General features: G+C 68.8%; 1 pseudogene. It reads left to right on the top strand.

Annotated elements, in window-relative coordinates:
• Nucleotides 1–404: pseudogene (locus K9U40_RS23545) on the top strand (ribonucleoside-diphosphate reductase subunit alpha); the annotation flags it as partial.
• Nucleotides 405–471: the final 67 nt, after the last annotated feature.

The raw sequence follows: 471 nt of genomic DNA, 5'->3' as shown, positions 1-471 counted from the left end.
ATTCCACCGCGTTCGAAGTGGCGCCCACCTGGCTGGTCGAGGCCGCGTCGCGCCGCCAGAAGTGGATCGACCAGGCGCAGAGCCTGAACATCTACATGGCCGGCGCCTCGGGCAAGAAGCTCGACGAGACCTACAAGCTCGCCTGGGTGCGCGGCCTGAAGACCACGTACTACCTGCGCACGCAGAGCGCGACGCACGTCGAGATGAGCACGGTGAACACGCGCCAGCTCAACGCCGTTTCGTCGGGCAGCGACGGTGCGATGCAGGCCGCCGGCAACGGCGCCGCGCGCCCCAGTGCGCTCGATGCGGCCGCCGCCGCGGCGCAATCGCAGGCCGCCGCGCTGCCCGCGACCGACGTGAAGTTCTGCGCCATCGACGACCCGACCTGCGAAGCGTGCCAGTGATGTGATGCGCCGCGCGGAAGGTCTCACCACGGGACCTTCCGCGCGTGTGCTCTGAAGCAACAAAAAC

Origin of the sequence: Xanthobacter autotrophicus (assembly GCF_030015065.1) — a bacterium.
GTDB classification, from domain to species: domain Bacteria; phylum Pseudomonadota; class Alphaproteobacteria; order Rhizobiales; family Xanthobacteraceae; genus Xanthobacter; species Xanthobacter autotrophicus_D.
The sequence above is the reverse complement of the archived record's forward strand: the minus strand, read 5'-3'. Positions and strand labels throughout refer to the sequence as shown.